We start from the raw sequence: 19467 nt of genomic DNA, 5'->3' as shown, positions 1-19467 counted from the left end.
ATGAAAAAAACTATGTTAATCATATCTTTGGTACTTTTTGCTTTCACATCGACTCTTTCGGCCCAGGATGCCCAGGCAATCCTGGATGAAGCTGACAAGAGTTTTGAGCTGAACGGACTGTATTCAGAAAGCACTCTCACAGTCTATAAGAACGGAAAACCCCAGGCACCACAGGTGATGGTGGGTTATGAGTTGGATGGAGCGGATGGTACTGCCCGTTCTCTGAGTATTTTTAAAGATCCCCCCCGGGTTTCGGGTACTGCATATCTTATGCTGGGTGATGACCTGTGGGTCCGTTTTGCATCAACAGGACGCATCCGCAAACTGAGTTCCTCTGCCAAGAAAAACTCAGCCGCCGGTAGTGATTTCTCCTATGCGGATATGGGTGAGGGGGGCGACAGTTTTACAAGTGATTACAGTCCTGAACTGGATGGCTCCGAGAAGATTGACGCTGTGGATTGCCACCGTATTGTTCTCAGTCCCGAGAAGAAGGATGCTGTATACGAGAAGATGATTGTCTGGGTAAGCAAAGCTGATTCCCGGTATATAAAAGTGGAATACCATGACAAGGGTTCTCCCATTAAATATATGATGCTGGAAGATTATAAAGAGCTCGGAGCTGTGGATTATCCCAATAAGATCACCATGACCAGTCTGACCAGGAATTCTGTTTCGGTGATGGAGACCCAGTTTATTGAATACAACAGTGACAGGATTCAGGATAATTTCTTCTCTACATCCTACCTGGAATCAATTCGCTAACCCTCAGGCCTTCAGGCATGATTAAACAAGGATAAGATAAATGAAGAAAGTGATAATATTTATATTAATGACAATCACTGTTTCTCTCTTTGCTGAGGTTAATTTCAGCGGTGAGTTGAAACCGGAAGTTATTTTCAATATCCCCGGAGAGGATGGTTATGAATCTCCCCTGAATCCCGGAAATGCTCTGGGCATGGGAGATGTAATGTTCCGCAACGAGATTCATCTGAAGCTTGATCAGCACAGTGAATCTGCCGCCCTGGATCTATGGCTTCAGATAGGGCAGTATCCCATCGCCGATATGCTGGCAGGGACAGCAGCTATTCTCTCTTCCACTGATCCAGCCGGTCCTGCATTAAGCTCTGCTGTAGCGGACCTTGCATACGCCTCGGATTCATACCTCTATACCGCCAGTCTCCTCAGAGCCAACGCCTCATGGATGCCAGCATCGGAATTGAAATTTACTTTCGGACGGCAGAGTTATCTTACAGGTTACGGTTATGGCTGGAACCCCTCGGATCTGGCCAACCCTCCCAAGGACCCCACAGATCCTCAGGCCTACCTTCGCGGTGTGGATGGGCTGACTTTTCAGGCTGATCCCCTCTCCTGGATGGGGATCAAAGCCTATGGTCTTCTCCCTTCCCAGGGATTCAGCTGGAATTATGATGAACTACTGGCTGGGGCTGAAGTGACTTTTCAGGCAACAGCCCTGGAGATTAAACTGTCTGGTCTATACGGAGGAGTGGAGAAGGATTCAGATGAGTATGATCTGTATCCCCATGCAGGGGCGGCGGCCTTCTTTATTGATCTCTTTGGTCTGGGTGTATACGGGGAGGGTGTTGTCCGCTCTCGATCCAGAAGGAATGTTCCCCATGCATCGGCTGCTCCTTCTATGCTTGAGAATGAAGCCGTGTATTCAGCTCTGGCAGGGATGGAGTACTACTTCAGTTCCGGTCTGGTGGGAGCTGTGGAGTACTTCTATAATGGAGAGGGTTGGGATGATGATCAGAGGGATGATTATGCATCGGCTCTGGATCTTTTGAGCACAGGTCCCGATGGAGATTATATGGGGCTCTATACTCCCCAGTATTTTGCCAGGCACTATATTCTTCTTAATCTGATGCTCCCCTGGTATGCCAGGGACAGCAGCTTCAATGCCAACTTCATCTATTCTCCTGACTCCCAGGCATTGTTTGTGACTCCTTCAGCCGTTTTCAATCTGAATTATGAGGGAACCCTTGTTTCAGAAATCTGGTATAGCGGTCAGTACAGTCTGGATGACAGTAAAAAAAACGAGGCCTGGCTCTCTCCTGTGAATCATAGCATCCTGCTGAATTTGAGGTATTATTACTAGCCTGTTGATTTCAATGGATTGAAAAGCGGAAGGTTTATATCTCTTCCGCTTTTTTTTAGGGGATGAGACTGAAAACTTCCAATCCCTTTGATGTGGTCAGATAAGCGTAATTTCCCTGGATCGCTATATCTGTGGTTATGTCATTATTACCCGGGGTATCGCTTGGATCAAATGAGTTGACTCCTGCATTCACAGTCAAAGTAGTCCTCACCCCATAGTTAAATATGGAGAGGCCGTGCCTGCTGTTATAGATAGCATAATCTCCCAGGGCAATAATATTATTAGGGACATAGGCCCAGTCTTTGGAAGCAGTCATGGCGCCGATAGGATCATCTCCCCCTCCTTGAGTATGAAAGGGAATCGCCAGTGAGAAGTCAAAGGCACCAATATTATCAGCATCTCCCGTGAGGGCGTTTGTATTGCTTAAACAAAACAGTTTTGAATTCGTATATGAAAAACTCTTTACACTGATGCTGCTGGAATTTTCATAAATATTGACCTGATCCGTTGATATGGTGGAATTGTTAAAAATATTTGGACTGATGAGGTCGTAAACTTTGATTCTGCTTTCTGTATCAGAATAGCTTACTATGGCAAGGTTTTCATTCAGATTATATTGTCTGAAAAAGATTATATCGTATAAATAGGAAGAGAATGTGCTGTTTTTGGCAATCAATTCCGGATACGCTGGATCAGATACATCAACAATGGCCAGGGCAGTGTTTCCAGGTGAACTGTCAGCCTCCAATATGAGATACAGATAAGATCCGTAAAGATATGATTTCTTGGGGTACATGGCTGTAAATTTCAGCTGTCCTAGTTTTAAAGGATTCCCCGGGTCACTGAGATCCAGGATTATCAGGTCTGATGTTTCACAGGATAGAAAACCATAGTCTCCGTGTACTGTCAGGTGGACTGGAGTTCCGCTCTCAACGTCAGTAAAAGATCTTACAAGAGTCGGGCTGGCAGGATTGGAAATATTGAGAATCACTACACTGCCGTCATCCTTTGTCAAATAGGCAAAGTCTCCCTGTTCTTTTATTCCTGTGAAACCTGAATTATCTGCATATGTGCCTACGGAACTTGGATTCGGTTCTGTATTCCAATGATAGGTTTTCATATTGCTTGCGGCCAGTTTGTTAAGCAGTTCCTCTTCCAGGGGTGCATCAGGGCTGTACGGATACACTCTAAAGTAATAGATTGTTTCAGAACTTTCATTATAACGGAGAAAATTATTGGCTGTGATGCCGATGGTTTCCCAGGAACCACCTAAAGAGCTTGATCTCTGAACAACATACTTATCCACATCTGTCAGTTGGGGCCATAATAAATCAATATTATTTTCATTTACAGTAACAACAGGTGTACAGCTTAAGGGGGATAGGGGCATCATACTTTTTATTGAGGAACTGAAGACTTTCTCACTCTCTTCTGCAGATACAGCTGAGATGATAAAGCTGTAGTTTTTACCATTTTCAAGCCCATCCCATATTAAACTGACCTCAGATTCCCTGGATTCAATATTTTGAGTACCAAGACCGTAGAAAAGTTCTCTAATTTCATAAACTGTTCCACCACCTCCGGGTATCCCGCTCCAATGCAGTGTCAGCTCTTTATTTCCTCTCTCCAGGCTGAAACTGGTAATTTCCCCATCAGATTTGGAGTAGTTCAGATTGTATTCTTTACTGTTTCCCTTCCAGTCCAGGGCTGTGATTTTGATATTGATCGGACCCACATAGGCATCGCCGTAGGTTTTCAGCATTTCTGTTACAAATCGGCCGTCTTCATCGACGTCCAGCACAAGTGCTTCTGATATTCCAACAACTTCCAGGGTCACTGAGTCTACTCTTCCAGCCTCTCCGTCACTATCCAGGTCAGTTACGGTACCGCTTATCTGAGTGTATGCCCCATAGGCAAAACCGTTTTCGGGTGTAACGTTTGTAAACTCCGGTGGAACATCATCATGAGCCTGTGAGAGCATCTGTTGAGAAATACTTTGAACACAGGATGAGAACAGAATCACCACCATAATGGTGGTACATAGTTTTATATATTTTGCCTTTTTCATGATTTACTCCTCATCATCCAGGAAGATAATCTGATCTTCTATCACTTCGGCGGCTCTACTGCCTTCTGAATTTGAGGCAATAGATGCCAGATAGGCATATCCCTCAGTTTTTTCAGGAGAGATGCTTTGAGCTAATTTATAGTAATCTTCAGCCTTAGTGTAATCCTTCATGGCATAGTAGACCTTGGAGAGGTTGAGGTTTGTTACCATGGCAGAATTACTTCTCCCCTTTCCACTTTTTTCCAGAATGGATCTAACCGAATCCAGCTCTCCGGCGGCACCTGAATAATCTTTATTAAGATATTTGAGATTAGAGATATTCACTCTTGGACTGAGGTAGTTCTTGTCCAGTTTTATGGCTTCACGAAAGGCTTTTTCAGCCTTGGAGAGTTTATTGAACCCTGCCAGAGCAATACCAAGACGGTTGTAGTTCTGTTTGCTTGGTCTCGCTTCAACTTTCTGGTAAAAAGCTGTGAGAATCAGGTTGCTTATGTCTTCCATTTCATCGGAAAAAGCTTTTGATATATATTCGGCGTTACCGTATTGCAGTCCCAGGTCTTTCTCTGTCAGGCCTATGGGGCGGTATGTTTGCCGTGCATCGGCAGTGATATAAATCTGTCTTTTTTCAGGGCTTTCTTCCAGGGATTTCCACTCTTCGGCCCCCTTATTCCAGGCATTCATAAAACTGCTTTTTCCTATGAGTGTAATTTCCAGGGGTATCCAGAGCTTTCCGTCTATATCAATTGTCTTTGTTCTATCCGGATTGATTTTTCCAAAGGACCTGGAATCTTCTCCTGTATTAAATGCAGTATAGATGTGGCCCGGAATTGTGATAAATGCTGTCTCAATACCGATTGTTTCCAGTAGGCTGAGGTAGAGAACTGTCAGGTCATCACAGTCTCCTGTCAACTTGTTTAGAGTTGTACGAGGGAGGCTGATGGAGTCCACTACCATACTTTTGCTGTCTGATACGGTGGCGAATGGCTGCTGAGGATCAACCTGATATATGATACCGATCTCTTTCAGAGCCTGATAAATTTGAATGGCTCCCTGCAGTCTATCGTTGTAATTGGGAATTAGATCATCCTTACAACTCTTACGGATAAAACTGCTGTAATTTTGAAGTGCACTGTCTGAAGGGGTGATGAAAGAAGCAACTTTTCTATCATCATCCCATATGAGTGATGTTTTATCATAAAGGTCGTAGGAGGCCGGATAACTCTGTTCAACAGGTCTGTTATTGTACATGTAGGAGACCTTAATCTCTCCGCTCAGGGGTGTTATTCCCTCTGTGAGAAAAATCTCTTTATTAAAAAGAGCTGTAAGGGGAACGTCCATAGACTCACCTTTTTTAAGTTCATCAATCTGCTGAACAATTGTGGGTGCATCCATATAACCTGACTGATAGAACGAAACTGTCAGATCTTTAAGAGCGACCCTATCAGTGTTTTCAATGGTAACAGTTCCAAGAGGATTCTTTCTATAATAATTTTGCATAGCTGCAAAGAGGGGATCAATCTGCAAATTTTTAAATCGGATGCTTTTTACTGCTGCATCAGGAGAGTCGGGATCTTTGCCGAAGCGGAAGGAGAGAGTCCCTCCTATACCCAAAAGAAAACCGTTCATTTCTGTGAATTTGGGATCAGTGGAGTGCTGGTATCGAATGGCAGGGGCCAGTTCCAGTGCCATATTGTAGCTGGGGCTGAGTCCCAGGTAAACTGTCCCCTGTCCCAGGGCATATATCGTTCCGGCAGCTTCGTCTGACAGGTTCTTATAGACTCCCTGAGCTATACCGGCATTTAGACCGAAGCCGAACTCAAAGGTTTTAGAACTTCTACGGATAAATCTGACACCAGCCATTCCAAAGTAGTTGCTGCTATCCCAAGTCAGGGCATCTACACTATTCTGACTGTCGAATTTTGTCATTCCGCCTATGATTTCGGGTTGAAGCCAGGGAATGCTCTGAGGGGTGTATCTCACATTTGCTGAAAGATCAAAAATACTATAGGGTGTTCCACTATCAAATCCGGACAGAGGACTAAAACTTGTATAACTGACCCCTAGAGAGAGAGGTGAGCGATAATAACTGTTATAATTGATTTTCGAACTTTCTCCATACAGTAGTCCTGTACATAATACTATAATAAGAATGAAGGCTGAGATTCTTTTCATGAGATCCTACCTTTTTTGAATATACCTATTTTAAAACTGAAGTTCTGTTGATATATTATCAGTATACTTATATTTTTACTGGATCTTTATTGATTTGTCTAGAAGTTTAGAATAAGCAGGAATCTTTTTCCTTCATAGCCGTGGTCTGTACACTTTGCTCTTATCTCCACTTCCTTTAAATCTGCCGGGATGGTGACTCCCGAGAGGGACCGTGTAAAGGGCTGTTCGTTATCATGTGGATGAGCCAGTATCCTTGACCCCAGGATCTCTCCTGTATCCGGATTCACTATTATCCATATATCTGCATAGTGATCCCAGCCCTCATCTTTATGTCTGATAGTTACAGAGAAGGTCCATGATCCATTCGAATTCTGTATGGCTTTTGCTTTTACGACCTGTGCGAAATCCAGATTGTCATCAGCCTGAAATACCTCTTCAGAATATAGGGTACTGAGAGTTGACAGTATCAGTACTGTATAGATTAATAACTTCTTCATAACAGAAATTATAGTCTATTTCCATTTTCGAAAGAGCAGACAGGGTAAAGAAAAGTGTTGACAAACGGCCATTGGTGTTCTAAAACACTAAAGGGGTCTATTGTGAATGACCCATAAAATCAAATAAAAAACGGAGGAAGCTATGCTTAATAAAATACCCAGAATTCTCTCACCTGAACTGGTTAAATTTCTGATGGAAATGGGCCACGGTGATGAGGTGATCATTGCTGACGGAAATTTCCCCTCATCCACATGTTCTCAGAGACTTGTTCGTGCAGACGGCCATAGCGGAACTGAAATTCTTGATGCCATTCTCGAACTCTTTCCCCTGGACCCCTACGGAGATGAGATTCCTGTTTCTCTGATGGAAAAAGTTCCCGGAGATAAAGTCGAAACTCCTATCTGGGATGAGTATAAGGATATCGTTTTGAAGCATAACAGCAATATCAGGGAATTCAACTTTATTGAGAGATTCGAATTCTATGAAAGATCTAAAAAAGCCTACGGAGTTATTGCTACCGGAGAAGCTGCTCTGTATGCTAATATTCTTATTAGAAAAGGGGTCGTTCTAGACTAGGACTCCTATACAAGGAGAATGGGGATGATATCTTCAGAATTACCCAGGATACTAATCCTGGATACCGGTGGAACCATCAGTCAGACTGCAGGAGCCGACGGTTCTCTGGTACCCTGTTCCACAGAGTATATTGAGATGGTGCCCCGTCTTCATGAAATTGCCCGTCTGGAAGTTCTGCGTCTTGAGAGAATGGACAGCAGTGATATGACCGCGGCCCTCCGGATGGAGATGGCCCGGCTTATCTATGAAAACTATGATAATTATGAGGGCTTCGTTGTAATCCACGGTACTGATACCATGGTTGATACGGCGGCGGCTCTGAGTTATATGCTTCAGGATCTTGGTAAACCTGTTGTTCTCACAGGAGCCCAGCTTCCCATATTTGCACCCGGTCCTGACGGACTGAATAATCTTTTTTATTCAGTACAGACCGCCTCCATGGATCTTGGTGAAGTGGTCATCTGCTTTGGTGACCGTATTCTCAGGGGAAACCGCAGTCTCAAGGAAAATGTACACGGTTTTAATGCTTTTCATTCATTCAGAGTTCCTGCACTGGGGGAGCTGGGAGTGACGGTTCAGCTTCTGGATCACCGTATTCACCGCCGAGAGAGCAGCCCCTCCCTTTATCCCCATCTTGATTCCTCAGTTCTCTATGTCACCCTGACATCGGGGACTACGGTTTCTATTCTTGAATCACTCCTGGGTGCAGCTGATCTTAGAGGTCTGGTGCTGGGCTGTTTCGGTTCCGGAAATCTGCCGGCTCATGAGCTCCCGGCGCTTAAGAAGATTCTTGCCCGGGGAGTTCCTGTTCTGGTGATTACAACCTGCCTGAAGGGGAATACAATTCTTTCATTATATGCCTCAGGACGGAAGGTCTATAACGCGGGAGCAAGGGAAGGTCTTGATCTGACTCCTTCGGCTGCCGTTCAGAAGATGATGTATGCTCTTGGACGGATTGAGAATGAAAAACCGGGTCTGCAGGGTCCTGCGAGACAGCAGGCTCTTTATGATCTTTTGACTGCTTCTGTTTCCATGGATATGGATGAATCACTGCGCGTTTCTGAGTAAAAAAGTCCCCGGAAATACTTCTCTTAAATAGTCATAGATGTCTGACCTGGTCAATGAATCTCTTATGATCTGCAGCTGTCCGTGATATAATTAAATAACAAATCACGATCCTGTTCAACAGACAGTTTTTAACCAGAAACAACGGGGTCTCTTTTAACAAGGAGTATCCATGGAATCAATTCTGATAAGGAATTGCGGGAGTGTCTTTCAAAGTGCTGAAAAAGGTGTTTTGAAGGATCATGACATATTTATTGAGGGAAATATTATTTCCCGGATCGGCAGGAACCTTGATGTTCAGGCCGAAAGGATTATTGACGGCAGAAACAGGGTCGTTATCCCGGGTCTGGTTAATTCTCATCACCATTTTTATCAGACATTTACCAGAAACCTACCGGCTGTTCAGAATGCCGAGCTTTTTGAATGGCTGATCTATCTTTATGATATCTGGAAACATCTGGATATCGAATCTGTTTATAATTCTTCCCTCCTGGCAATGGGAGAACTGTTAAAAACCGGCTGTACTACTTCTACGGATCACCACTATCTCTATCCCCGGGATATTGACGGTGATATCATGGCTACCCAGTTTGCCGCGGCAGATGCCCTGGGCATGCGTTTCTCTCCCACCAGAGGATCAATGTCATTGAGCAAGAAGGATGGAGGACTTCCACCTGATTCTGTTGTACAGGATGAACAGACCATTCTTAAAGACTCTGAACGGGTTATCAAGGCCTATCATGACAGCAGCGATTTTTCTATGAAGAAGATTGTTCTGGCACCCTGTTCCCCCTTCTCTGTAACAGAAGCCCTGATGAAGGATTCTGCCGCTCTGGCCAGGGAATATGGAGTACGCCTGCATACACATCTTGCTGAGACTAGAGATGAGAATGATTTCTGCCTAAAAGTATATGGACGCCGTCCGTTACAGGTCATGGCGGACTGTGATTTTCTGGGTGAGGATGTTTTTTTTGCCCACGGTATTCACTTTAATGATGAAGAGCTGGATATTCTGGCGGAAACAGGCTCTCATATCGCTCACTGCCCTACATCCAATATGCGACTGGGTTCCGGGATCTGCCGTGTGACCGAAATGATACCGAAAAATATCAATGTGGGACTCGCAGTGGATGGCTCAGCTTCCAATGATTCATCGGATATGCTGGGTGAGGTCAGGAATGCTCTGATGCTCCAGAGGGTCCAATACGGTGCCGGGGCAGTAAATACTGCAGATGTTCTCAAACTGGGAACTGAAAATGGTGCCCGACTTCTGGGTTATGAGAAAGTAGGACGCCTGGAAGAGGGAATGGCCGCCGATATGGCAGTCTTTAATATGGATAAACTGGAATATGCCGGAGCCCTCAGCGATCCTGTGGCGGCTCTGATTTTTTCGGGATATAATCACGAAGCCGAATATACCATTGTCAACGGTCATGTGGCTGTAGATAAGGGTCAGCTGACGGGTGTGGATGAAGTAGAATTGAAGAATTCATGCATGCGCCTCTCTGCTGAACTATGGAAAAAAGGAGGAGTTCAAATATGAGTCAGTTTTTAAAACCCCTGACAATTGAAAATGCGGTAATGCTTAAAGAAGAGAATCCCGGGAGTCTGTATCTGGGTGGAGGAAGCGAATTAAACAACCCCTCATCAAAGGCAGTTTCGGATGTATATATCTCACTGGAAGCTCTGAACCTTAAGGCATGTGTCAGAGGAAAACATACAACCATACTGGGAGGCTGCACGACCTTCCAGGAACTTATAGGCTGGGATGAGTGTCCCGCATCACTGAAAGAAGCGGCCCTGTTTCTCTCTTCCAGAAATGTAAGAAATCAGGCAACCCTGGGTGGAAATATCGGCGCTCATCTTCCTGATTCATATATGCTTCCTATCCTGATGGTTCTGGATGCTGACCTGGAGCTGGGTAATGATGAGGTTATTCCTGTTACCAGGTATGTGGAAGAGAAGAGACAGAATCTTATTATCAATATCCGTTTTGCTCATAACTCCGGAGTCACTGCTGTTAAGAATGTACTTCGCAGCTCAGGAGGACTCTCTGTCCTTTCCGCAGCGGTATCCATAGAGAGGGAAGGGGATGTAATTAAAAAAGCAGCCATTGCTGTCAGCGGCCTGGGGGAGAGGGTTTTCCGTCTCACAGAAATTGAAAAAGCACTCGTTTCAGGAGATATCAAACCCGGAAAGGATCTTGAAAAAGCCGTTGCAGACGCAGTAAGTACAAAAGATGATCTCAAGGGATCTGCCGAATATAAAAAATACATCTGTGGAGTGACTGTACAGGACTGTGTCAGCCGCGTTCTGGAGGCATCATCATGACAATTGAATGGACATTAAACGGTAAAGCTCTTTTTTCTGAAGTAAATCCTTTTAAGAATGTTCAGGAATTCCTGAAAGAACAGGGGGTCCTCTCTGTCAGAGACAGTGACGATCATGCCGGTTTTACAGGCAGCGATACAATTCTCCTGGACGGAAAAGCCATTAATGCGGGTCTTCTTATTGCAGGTCAGCTGGACGGTCACAGTGTCGAAACAGTTGAGTCTCTGAATACAGGGAATAAAATGGGATATCTGCAGGCTGCTCTTGTGGATGCAGGTGCTGTACAGTCCGGTTACAATGCCGGTGCTGCCGCCCTGATTCTCAAGGAACTTCTCGAAAGAGTTGAGAAACCTACAGAAGAGGATATCCGTGATGCCTATTCCGGACTCTTTGTCAGAGACTTCGGTTATATGGCTCTCTTCAAAGCAGTAGAGCTGGCTCTGGCCTATATGGATGATCCTGAGTATACACATGGCAATGCCGATGTTGAAATTGCTCCCGAGTTCCGTAAAGATCTCAGAGAAGTGGGAACTCCCCGGCGTAAGGTGGACGGAGCCCAGCTGATCATGGGACGAAAAGCATTTGTAGAGGACCGTGTAGATCCTGAAGCTCTTCATATGAAAGTTCTCAGGAGCAGCTTCGCCCATGCCTATATCACAAGTATCGATGTATCCATGGCCAAAAGCCTTCCGGGTGTTCTCTCTATTATCACTCATGAAAACTGCCCTGATGTCTATTACGGCTCAGCGGGTCAGGGATTCCCCGAACCTTCTCCCTATGACAAAAGAATGTTCAACAGAAAGATAAGGCATGCGGGTGACAGGATTGCGGCTGTGGTTGCAGAATCCGAGCAGATTGCTCTGGATGCCCTGGCCCTGATTCATGTTGAATATGAAGCTCTTCCTGTTGTAATGAGTATTGATGAGGCCAAGGCCCCTGATGCTCCCATTGTTCAGAACGGAGTTATTAAATATGAGGCCGGTGCTCCCGATGATCTTGATGCACAGAACAAGGATGCCGATGAACGGGACGGAGAAGTTATTTATCAGTTTCCCATCGGCGGCGAACCTCATAAGAATATTGCTTCCTATGTTGAGGGCGGTATCGGTGATGTGGATAAAGGCTTTGCCGGTTCAGATGTTGTTCTCGAAAGGGAATATGAATCATCACAGATTCAGTGCACCCCTCTTGAGCCTCACAGCGTCTATACAAAGATGGAGGGTGACCGTCTGGTTATCCATGCATCGACCCAGGTTCCCTGGCATCTACGCCGTATCGTAGCCAGAGTGCTCGGTATTAAAGAGAGTAATATACACGTTATCAAAGAGAGAGTGGGCGGAGGTTACGGCTCCAAGCAGGATATTCTTCTGGAAGAACTTGCCTCCTGGGTAACCTGGCAGACAGGGAAATCTGTCTATTACAGATACAGCAGGAAGGAGGAGTTTACCTCTAACTCTACTCGCCATGTGATGAGGATCAAGGTGAAGATCGGTGCCATGAAAGACGGTACCATGACTGCCATCGATATGACAGTTGAGGCTAATACAGGCCCCTTCGGGAACCATTGTCTCACAGTGCCCATGAATGCCTGTTCCAAGTCTCTTCCGCTGTTTCTCTGTGATCATTTCCACTTTGATGTGACCACTTACTACAGCAATATCGCACCTACCGGTGCCTACCAGGGATACGGTGCTCCCAAGGGCTCCTACGCCCTGCAGATGGCCGTGGCGGAACTGGCCGAAGAGCTTGGAATCGATCCTCTGGAATTGATTGAAAAGAACAGGGTCCGTGAAGGCTCAATGCTGGAAATCCTGAAATGTCTAGGAGAAGGACGTGAAGGATCTGCTGCAAGGGTTGAAAGCTGCGGACTGGATGGAGCTCTTGAGAAAGGTGCCGAGCTTATCGAATGGGGTAAGAAAGAGATCTCCCATGATCCCGATGTAAAAATCGGTAAGGGTGTTGTCATCATACAGCAGGGGTCCGGACTGCCTGGACTGGATCACTCCAATGCTGAGGTCAAACTGCTTACTGATGGAACTCTTCTTGTTCGCAGCGGCGGTGCCGATCTTGGAACCGGACTGGATACAATGTGTGTAAAAATTGCATCGGAAATCCTGACTGTTCCCATGAATGAGATTGCCATAGTTTCGGGTGATACAGACTCCACAAGTTTTGATACAGGAGCCTATGCTTCAAGTGGTACCTACTTTTCAGGTAATGCAGTTGTCAAGGCATCTGAAAATCTGAAAGAAAAGATTCTGAAAGCGGCATCAGAGATGCTGAAGGAACCTGAGTCCGATCTTGTTCTGGAGCTTCCCTCAATGGTGAAGGGAAGGAAAGGCTCTGTCAGTTTTGAAGATATTTCCCGGGACTGCCTGACCGGAGAAGGCCGGGGACAGCTTATCGGCTCTGCCTCCTATACAACAGAGGATTCGGCTTTCCCCTATGGAGCTCACTTCTGTCAGGTGGCTGTTAATATTAAATCGGGAGCCATTAAGCTTCAGAAATACTATGCTCTGCAGGATTGCGGAACTCCCATCAACCCTGAACTGGCCATGGGTCAGATATACGGGGGAGTGATGAAGTCCATCGGTCATACCATGTATGAAGAGATGGTATTTGATGATCGGGGACGCTGTATCAATACGGATCTGAGATCATACGGTGTACCCATGATGGGTGATGTTCCCGAAGACTTTCAGGTTCACCTCATACAGACAGATGATCCCTTCGGTCCCTTTGGTGGTAAATCAATTTCCGAAATTGCTGTGAATGGTGCAGCGCCGGTTATTGCCAACGCTATCCATGATGCCTGCGGTGTATGGCTTCGAACCTGGCCGCTGACTCCTGAAAAGATCCTCAAGGGTCTTGGAAAGATCTAATTAAAGAATACTCAGTAATTATTATCCCCGGAAGTTTTCAGCTTTCGGGGATTTTTTTACATCTCCAGAAATTTGATGTAATGCTGAAGTTCGGCAGGGAATTTCATCTTCTTCTTTTCAAATTTTATCATCTTTGATTTCATTTTGATGAGTTCCTTCTGCCTGCGATTCTGTAATTTGTTCTCCATAATCTTAAAGTCCGGTTTCTGCGACATTTCTTCCCTCTTCTTTCCGGGAAAGGGGCAGTAGCGGTAAAATATATCCCGTACATAGCTGTTCAGTCGCATCTTATTTTCGTATTCAAACTCAACCCACAAGGCATATTCCCTGGCAAATCGGTCTTTGTCTGATTTTGTCTTCTTGATAAATTCCTGCAGACGTACTTTGGCTTCCGGTGTGATATCGTGATTCTTCTTGAAATAACGGATGTAATCGTAATATATGCCCACAAGTCCCCCTTCAACGGGGTCAGTCCAGTTGTAACCGGCAATACTCTTCTGCAGTTCCCAGCGGAAATAAGCAAGCTGAGTAAGAGTCGTTTCAAGCAGCTTCTCCCCAAAATAGAGAGGGAAGAAAATACGCCCCGGGCTGCTCTTGTTGTTACCGTCCATCTCCTGCCACATAATGGCTCTGGAGCCGTAAACTGGATAGAAGATAAAATTGGGGGGTACTTCTCTCTGGATGAAATCAGAACCCAGACCATGTTTCAGAAGTACTTCTCTGTAGAAAAGAGAATAGTCCCGGGATTTGTACTTCCGGATAGTCCGGGCAAAATTATCAGGTTCAATGAATATGCGGTTCAGACTGCCTGTCAGAGATTCACTGCAGAGAAAGGGGAGGGCCTTTTTCTTGTTACCGAAAAGCATTTTATTCAATTCTACGGCAATCTTTCTTATTTCGAAACGGATCTTGTCCTCGGGTGTATCTTTAAATATATATGCTCCATCCCGCTCTTTTTTTGTCATTTTGTCCTGAGCTCTGAGCACCGTTTTGAAAAGGTCTCCCATCTCGGTCATGGAGGGGCTAAGCTCTGATTTGTAAATTTTCTCAAGGAAGTAGGGGAGGGTCATGACGGGAATCCCTTCATCGCTGATCAGGTTTCCGGCGTAATAATCATCGATCACAAGGAGGTCATCCTCTGTGATAAAGCGCTCATCTAAAACACCGAAATGGAGCATGATTCCCGGAATAAAGCCTTTGAGGTCCGAATCTATTACCTTTAGAAAACAGTCTTCATACAGCTGCCAGTATTTTACCGAGATCTCTTCCCTCAGTTTTAATACAGCCGGATCAATATCATGCTTATTCTCAATTTTCAACAGACTGTCCATAAGGGTTTTAAACTCTTCTTTAAATTCATCCCCAAGAGATGAGAAGTCCAGAATCTTCAGGAAAATCCCTTTGTATTTGGCTAGTCTTTTTTTCATATCCTCTGTCTTTACGGCAGTAGATGAATCTTCTTTGTTTTCAGCTTCGGGGTCGATAAAAGTCTGAAAACGCTTTAGAGCAGAGAATACTTTATATTCTGTAAAGAGATCTTTTCCCAGAAGAGTCATGGTATCCTTACGGCATCGCCAGCTGAATTTTGACAGAAAATGGATAAAGTTTTTCTTTTTTAGATTATCATTCTTTGAGCCGGAAATAACCTGCACAGCCCAGCCGCTGTCGGAATAGATTATATCCATTAATACCTTTATCTCCCGTGCAATATTTTTATTGGCTTTAATCAGGAGGTCGATGGTCCGCCCCAGAAAATCGAAGATATACTGGTTTGTAGGTTCATCTTTATTAAATATTGCCGCCAGAATTTTATCATTTTTTGATACAAGGCGTTTGATAAACAGGTATTGCTGATGATCAATAAGATCTTCTACCCTGATTTTGTCGTGGTCATCATAGAGATTCAGACTGTCCTGAATCTTTCCCAGAAATAGATTGTAATCCCATGTCTCAGGAACGGAAGCATGTTCATCCTCTTTGATCATAGCCTTCAGATAGGCTGAATATTCTCCTATAGGGGAGATGGTCCTCTTCTTAATATCGTAGAGAGATCCGGCTTTACCGGGGATACCGAGAGCCAGGGAGTCGGTTATGGAAGCATACTTATGCCAGAGATATTTATAATTCGTATAAAGATAAACAGCAGAATCCACACGGGTACATAGATCCCGCAGGAGTTTGAAGTTCAAAGTATTGTCTTTGTGAATCTGAGTGATCAGATCTTCTCTCTTCATGGGCCGGGTGCTTATATTACACTCTGATACGGTCCGCATTGATATTTCATGAGTATTTTGATCACTCAGGAGTCCCATGCTCCCGATCATGGCTTCCCCTTTTACAAGGCCTATACGGAGGCTGCTGTCAATTATATCGCTGGTAGAGCTGCCGGGATCTGCACTCTCGGTATAGAGAACTTCCACCATTCCTGAATGAAGAACCGTGAAGGTCTTGCATTCTTCACCCTGCCTGAAGACGAGGGTTCCGCCGGGGACAGTCTCTTTCATTATCTGTTTATTTAAATTCAATACTTCCATACTAAGCTGTTTCCATCTCCATATTTACAATTCAGAGATTATTTATACCACATTCTACAGTGAATGACTGATTCTCATTATATTACAGAACCAGACTCATTGACAGGAGATTTCTGTTTAGCTAGGATCAGATCTATGGCAGGAAGCATTACAAAAAAGGGCAAAGCCGCCCGTCTTAAGATTCTGGATAACTCCATTAAACTCTTTGAAGAGCTGGGGTACAAAGAAACCACCATCAAGGAAATCTGCAGGGCTTCTGCTGTGGGAGTCGGTACTTTTTATCATTATTTCAGTTCAAAACAGGATATCCTCGACGAGTTTATTGCCTTTGAACAGGAAGAGATTTTAAAAGAAATCACCGAGTATGAAGATCCCTCGTTCATAAAAAAAATCAATAAGCTTCTCGAGATACTCTTCAAGTATATTGAACTGAAGGGAAAGGAGTTTATGGCTGCTTTTCTTGCCAAAAATATGACAAACCCCCAGCCTGAGAATATTTTCAAGGTATATAATGTCAGAGAAATCCTTAGAGCTCTTCTACATGACGGAGAAGCAGCAGGGCAGTTCCGTTGTGTTGAGAGTCCGGATTATGTCTGTGAAATCCTGGCTACCATGGTTATCGGTTATCTTTCGTTCTGGTCATCTCTCAGGGATTCAGGGAAAAGTGAGGAAGAGCTTGAGCAGTACCGGAAGAACTTGTCGGTTCTTATCAGTACTTTACTCTGCTGATCAGCTTGTTCAGCCGGTGAGCTCTTTCATTTCAATGATGCCTATGGGGCATTTTTTTGCACAGATTCCACAGCTTGTGCACTCCGCCAACCCTTTATCAGTCAGTCCGGGGTATTCCTTATTGTATTTATCAATGCCTTTGACTACCAGATCCAGACAGCCGAAAGGGCAGAATGTGATGCACTCCTTGCAGGCCATACATTTTGAATAATCTATATGTGGAATTGTTTTAACCTTTGCCATTTTCTTATACCCCTACATATTCTGAAATTTTAAGTTTTTCAAGGGTTTCGGATTTAGGCATACCGCTTTCCCGGTCCCATCCGATTTTCTCCCAGTACAGCTGCATCTGACCTTCCAGATCAAAGGTATTGCCTGCTGTCGGTCCATCTGTCAGAGGGGGTCTTCCGATGACTCTGTCGGCCATCTTGTTCTTCCAGGGATCAACTCCCTCTCTGATATTGAACATCTGCCTCATTGTCTGAACCCTCAGGCCTATTTCCATAAACTCATCACCGCTCTTTTCTGTTCCCATCGCTGCATTCAGCCAGTCAAACATTTTCCAGTTCTGAAATCCTGTCAGCATTGCAAAAAGGCAGCCTCCTGAGCAGTCTACAAGCTGTTTCATCGCCGACATGGCAACATTCTTCAAGGCCCCTTCCTCGGTGGCTTCATTTTCATGAGTCTTGGTTTCAAGTTTCTGTTTGGGAGCCCAGGAACAGTAGTTCCAGATATTTGTAGTCATATAGTAGGTTTCGGCACCCACAGTATGTTTACCCGGGGTTGGATCAACAGACATATGAAGGCCCATCCCACTTTCAAACCGGGGGTCATGCATTCCAGGTTCCTGACCGCCGGCATGCATTGCACAGTCCTCAGATCCCGGAATCTTTGTTACAGCGACCTTGACCCCATCTGCCAACAGGGCACCGAAGCCCTCACGGTTGATCATCTGTTTTAGAACTTCTATAGCCGTATCGACCTGTCCCCATTTCAGATCCAGACCTCGGGTGTCCTCTTTTGTGATAATCCCTTTTTCGTAGCACTCATAGGCATAGGCCATGGTGTTTCCGGCAGAGATGGTATCCAGCCCAGCTCTGTTGCAAAGTTCGTTTATATAATAGATTCCGTCCAGGTCATTATTTAGAAGCAGACTTCCAAAGGCGGCAACTGTTTCATACTCGGGTTTATGAGTCGTTTTGTAGGCTCCGTCTCTGATCCCGGCAATATCAGCTTCTCCTCCGCATCCAATATTGCAGGAGGAACAATGATATTTGTTTGTCTCCTTTTTCAGCATCAAATCAGGATTTGTCTTTTTGGCTTTCTTTTTGAACTGCCTGGTACTCACTGCCCAGTTTTTAACAGGCAGGTCACCGTTGAGGCCGGAGAGATTGGCAAATATGGTGCCGTATTTTTTAAAAATGGCAGCAAAGGTTATTCCATTCATAGGGGTTCTTACATTCATGCCCATGGCTTTTCCTATTGTGGGAAGCATGTTTCCTTTCACAAAGCCGGGAAGATTCATCAGCCTGACTTTATTGGCATAGCCTATGGATATCTCCTTCATTTTATCAGGATCTGCCACAGGGATGTTCTTTGATCCCGCCAGTACAATGGCCTTCAGTTTCTTGGAGCCCATTACAGCACCCAGACCGCTTCTTGCCGCGATTCTCCCCTTGTCGTTGACAATTCCTGAAATCAGAGACAGATTTTCCGCTGCCTGACCGATAGTCACACAGACGGGTTTCTTCTTAACATTGTGTTTCTCAATAAGCTGTTTTTCTGTCTCTACGGCATCAGTTCTGCCCCAGTAAGCTGCAGCATCAAGGAGCTGAGCTCCCTTATTATCTATGTAAAGATATACGGGTTCGGGGCTGATCCCCTTGAAGAAAATTCCGTCATATCCTGCCTGCTTGATCCCGGGAGAGAATGTGCCTCCGCAGTTTGCATCACCCCATCCTCCTGTGAGAGGGGATTTACCGGTAACCAGAAAGCGGCCTGTAACAAAACTCCCCGTACCCGTAAGAGCTCCCGGTACAAAGCCCAGAACATTATCGGGACCCAGTGCATCGGCCCCCTTTTTTATATCTCTGTGAAGGATGTAGCTGGCAAGTCCAATGCCTCCCAGGAACTGATCATAAATTTGTTCCTCCATGACTTCTTCAGTGCATTCCTTTGTTGTCAGATCGACTTTCAGGATCTTTCCCATTACAGCTTTCATAGAGTATTGCTCCTTTGCTTGTTATTCAAAAATCATTAACCCCCCGCCGCAAGGGTCATAAAGAAGACTTCATCACCGTCTTTCAGTTTATCTCTCATTCGGGCAGGCTTGTAATTCAGATAGCATTTATAAAATGGTCTTAAATGCATGGGTATCCGCAGCCTGGAATAGACAGTCCAGATCGTTGCCTTTTCATTGAGTTCCAGATTTTCATCGTCATCCAGTACTGAGTAGTCGGCAATGCCGGATACAGAAACTTTTACTTTCATCTCTAA

At 44.9% G+C, this 19467-nt stretch carries 15 protein-coding genes; 8 read left to right on the top strand and 7 right to left on the bottom strand.

All coding sequences use genetic code 11. The annotated features are described in order from the left end of the window. Entirely contained in the window at positions 1-762 is a 762-nt protein-coding gene (locus DV872_RS04630) for an outer membrane lipoprotein-sorting protein (protein ID WP_114628690.1), read from the top strand. Between the two features lie 40 nt (positions 763-802). Continuing rightward, the gene (locus DV872_RS04625) at positions 803-2116 is read left to right on the top strand and encodes a hypothetical protein (RefSeq protein WP_114628689.1); all 1314 of its coding nucleotides are present in this window, start codon (positions 803-805) and stop codon (positions 2114-2116) included. Between the two features lie 55 nt (positions 2117-2171). Here the strand turns inward: DV872_RS04625 and DV872_RS04620 are convergent, their stop codons facing one another. The 3 genes from DV872_RS04620 to DV872_RS04610 form a co-directional block, all read right to left on the bottom strand. Further along, positions 2172-4184 carry a hypothetical protein gene (locus DV872_RS04620; protein WP_114628688.1) on the bottom strand — a complete coding sequence of 671 codons (2013 nt, stop codon included), beginning with the start codon at positions 4182-4184 and terminating at the stop codon, positions 2172-2174. A gap of 3 nt (positions 4185-4187) precedes the next feature. Beyond that, positions 4188-6356 (bottom strand): hypothetical protein, encoded by a 2169-nt coding sequence (locus tag DV872_RS04615; protein ID WP_114628687.1) that lies wholly within the window; start codon positions 6354-6356, stop codon positions 4188-4190. 98 nt (positions 6357-6454) lie between these two features. Continuing rightward, positions 6455-6853 carry a hypothetical protein gene (locus tag DV872_RS04610; protein ID WP_114628686.1) on the bottom strand — a complete coding sequence of 133 codons (399 nt, stop codon included), beginning with the start codon at positions 6851-6853 and terminating at the stop codon, positions 6455-6457. A 142-nt stretch (positions 6854-6995) separates the two neighbouring features. Here DV872_RS04610 and DV872_RS04605 point away from each other — a divergent pair, with 142 nt between their 5' ends. The 5 genes from DV872_RS04605 to DV872_RS04585 all read left to right on the top strand — a co-directional run bounded on the left by DV872_RS04605 (position 6996) and on the right by DV872_RS04585 (position 13708). Next, positions 6996-7430: an RbsD/FucU family protein gene (locus DV872_RS04605; protein WP_114628685.1), complete on the top strand. Its 435-nt coding sequence runs from the start codon at positions 6996-6998 to the stop codon at positions 7428-7430. A 24-nt stretch (positions 7431-7454) separates the two neighbouring features. After that, positions 7455-8498, top strand: a complete 1044-nt coding sequence (locus DV872_RS04600; protein WP_158546833.1) for an asparaginase — start codon at positions 7455-7457, stop codon at positions 8496-8498. Between the two features lie 169 nt (positions 8499-8667). Next, positions 8668-10038, top strand: coding sequence for an 8-oxoguanine deaminase (locus DV872_RS04595; protein WP_114628683.1), 1371 nt, complete (start codon positions 8668-8670; stop codon positions 10036-10038). Then, a complete protein-coding gene (locus DV872_RS04590) occupies positions 10035-10826 on the top strand; it encodes a xanthine dehydrogenase family protein subunit M (RefSeq protein WP_158546832.1) in 792 nt (263 codons plus the stop codon). The genes DV872_RS04595 and DV872_RS04590 overlap by 4 nt, the downstream gene beginning before the upstream one ends. Further along, positions 10823-13708, top strand: a complete 2886-nt coding sequence (locus tag DV872_RS04585; RefSeq protein ID WP_114628681.1) for a molybdopterin-dependent oxidoreductase Mo/Fe-S-binding subunit — start codon at positions 10823-10825, stop codon at positions 13706-13708. Before DV872_RS04590 ends, DV872_RS04585 begins: the two co-directional genes overlap by 4 nt. A 56-nt stretch (positions 13709-13764) precedes the next feature. Here the strand turns inward: DV872_RS04585 and DV872_RS04580 are convergent, their stop codons facing one another. After that, positions 13765-16242: a Crp/Fnr family transcriptional regulator gene (locus DV872_RS04580; protein ID WP_114628680.1), complete on the bottom strand. Its 2478-nt coding sequence runs from the start codon at positions 16240-16242 to the stop codon at positions 13765-13767. 135 nt (positions 16243-16377) lie between these two features. Here DV872_RS04580 and DV872_RS04575 point away from each other — a divergent pair, with 135 nt between their 5' ends. After that, positions 16378-16971 carry a TetR/AcrR family transcriptional regulator gene (locus tag DV872_RS04575; RefSeq protein ID WP_158546831.1) on the top strand — a complete coding sequence of 198 codons (594 nt, stop codon included), beginning with the start codon at positions 16378-16380 and terminating at the stop codon, positions 16969-16971. Between the two features lie 9 nt (positions 16972-16980). Here DV872_RS04575 and DV872_RS04570 read toward each other — a convergent pair whose 3' ends face one another. From DV872_RS04570 to DV872_RS04560, 3 genes are read right to left on the bottom strand one after another with little or no spacing between them, the layout of a single operon-like run. Then, on the bottom strand, positions 16981-17214 hold the full coding sequence (locus DV872_RS04570; RefSeq protein WP_114628678.1) for a 4Fe-4S binding protein: 234 nt from the start codon (positions 17212-17214) through the stop codon (positions 16981-16983). Positions 17215-17218: 4 nt separating this feature from the next. Then, entirely contained in the window at positions 17219-19192 is a 1974-nt protein-coding gene (locus DV872_RS04565; protein ID WP_114628677.1) for an aldehyde ferredoxin oxidoreductase family protein, read from the bottom strand. 35 nt (positions 19193-19227) lie between these two features. Further along, entirely contained in the window at positions 19228-19461 is a 234-nt protein-coding gene (locus tag DV872_RS04560; protein ID WP_114628676.1) for a MoaD/ThiS family protein, read from the bottom strand. Positions 19462-19467 lie beyond the last annotated feature (6 nt).

It is taken from the genome of Oceanispirochaeta sp. M1, from assembly GCF_003346715.1.
Lineage (GTDB): Bacteria > Spirochaetota > Spirochaetia > DSM-2461 > DSM-2461 > Oceanispirochaeta.
The sequence above is the reverse complement of the archived record's forward strand: the minus strand, read 5'-3'. Positions and strand labels throughout refer to the sequence as shown.

Excerpts from the sequence above, each read along its gene's own strand:
- DV872_RS04615 (WP_114628687.1), bottom strand. The coding sequence starts at position 6,356 with ATGAAAAGAATCTCAGCCTTCATTCTTATTATAGTATTATGTACAGGA.
- DV872_RS04575 (WP_158546831.1), top strand. The coding sequence starts at position 16,378 with ATGGCAGGAAGCATTACAAAAAAGGGCAAAGCCGCCCGTCTTAAGATT.
- DV872_RS04605 (WP_114628685.1), top strand. The coding sequence starts at position 6,996 with ATGCTTAATAAAATACCCAGAATTCTCTCACCTGAACTGGTTAAATTT.
- DV872_RS04595 (WP_114628683.1), top strand. The coding sequence starts at position 8,668 with ATGGAATCAATTCTGATAAGGAATTGCGGGAGTGTCTTTCAAAGTGCT.
- DV872_RS04585 (WP_114628681.1), top strand. The coding sequence starts at position 10,823 with ATGACAATTGAATGGACATTAAACGGTAAAGCTCTTTTTTCTGAAGTA.
- DV872_RS04625 (WP_114628689.1), top strand. The coding sequence starts at position 803 with ATGAAGAAAGTGATAATATTTATATTAATGACAATCACTGTTTCTCTC.
- DV872_RS04565 (WP_114628677.1), bottom strand. The coding sequence starts at position 19,192 with ATGAAAGCTGTAATGGGAAAGATCCTGAAAGTCGATCTGACAACAAAG.
- DV872_RS04590 (WP_158546832.1), top strand. The coding sequence starts at position 10,035 with ATGAGTCAGTTTTTAAAACCCCTGACAATTGAAAATGCGGTAATGCTT.
- DV872_RS04570 (WP_114628678.1), bottom strand. The coding sequence starts at position 17,214 with ATGGCAAAGGTTAAAACAATTCCACATATAGATTATTCAAAATGTATG.
- DV872_RS04580 (WP_114628680.1), bottom strand. The coding sequence starts at position 16,242 with ATGGAAGTATTGAATTTAAATAAACAGATAATGAAAGAGACTGTCCCC.
- DV872_RS04630 (WP_114628690.1), top strand. The coding sequence starts at position 1 with ATGAAAAAAACTATGTTAATCATATCTTTGGTACTTTTTGCTTTCACA.
- DV872_RS04560 (WP_114628676.1), bottom strand. The coding sequence starts at position 19,461 with ATGAAAGTAAAAGTTTCTGTATCCGGCATTGCCGACTACTCAGTACTG.
- DV872_RS04620 (WP_114628688.1), bottom strand. The coding sequence starts at position 4,184 with ATGAAAAAGGCAAAATATATAAAACTATGTACCACCATTATGGTGGTG.
- DV872_RS04600 (WP_158546833.1), top strand. The coding sequence starts at position 7,455 with ATGATATCTTCAGAATTACCCAGGATACTAATCCTGGATACCGGTGGA.
- DV872_RS04610 (WP_114628686.1), bottom strand. The coding sequence starts at position 6,853 with ATGAAGAAGTTATTAATCTATACAGTACTGATACTGTCAACTCTCAGT.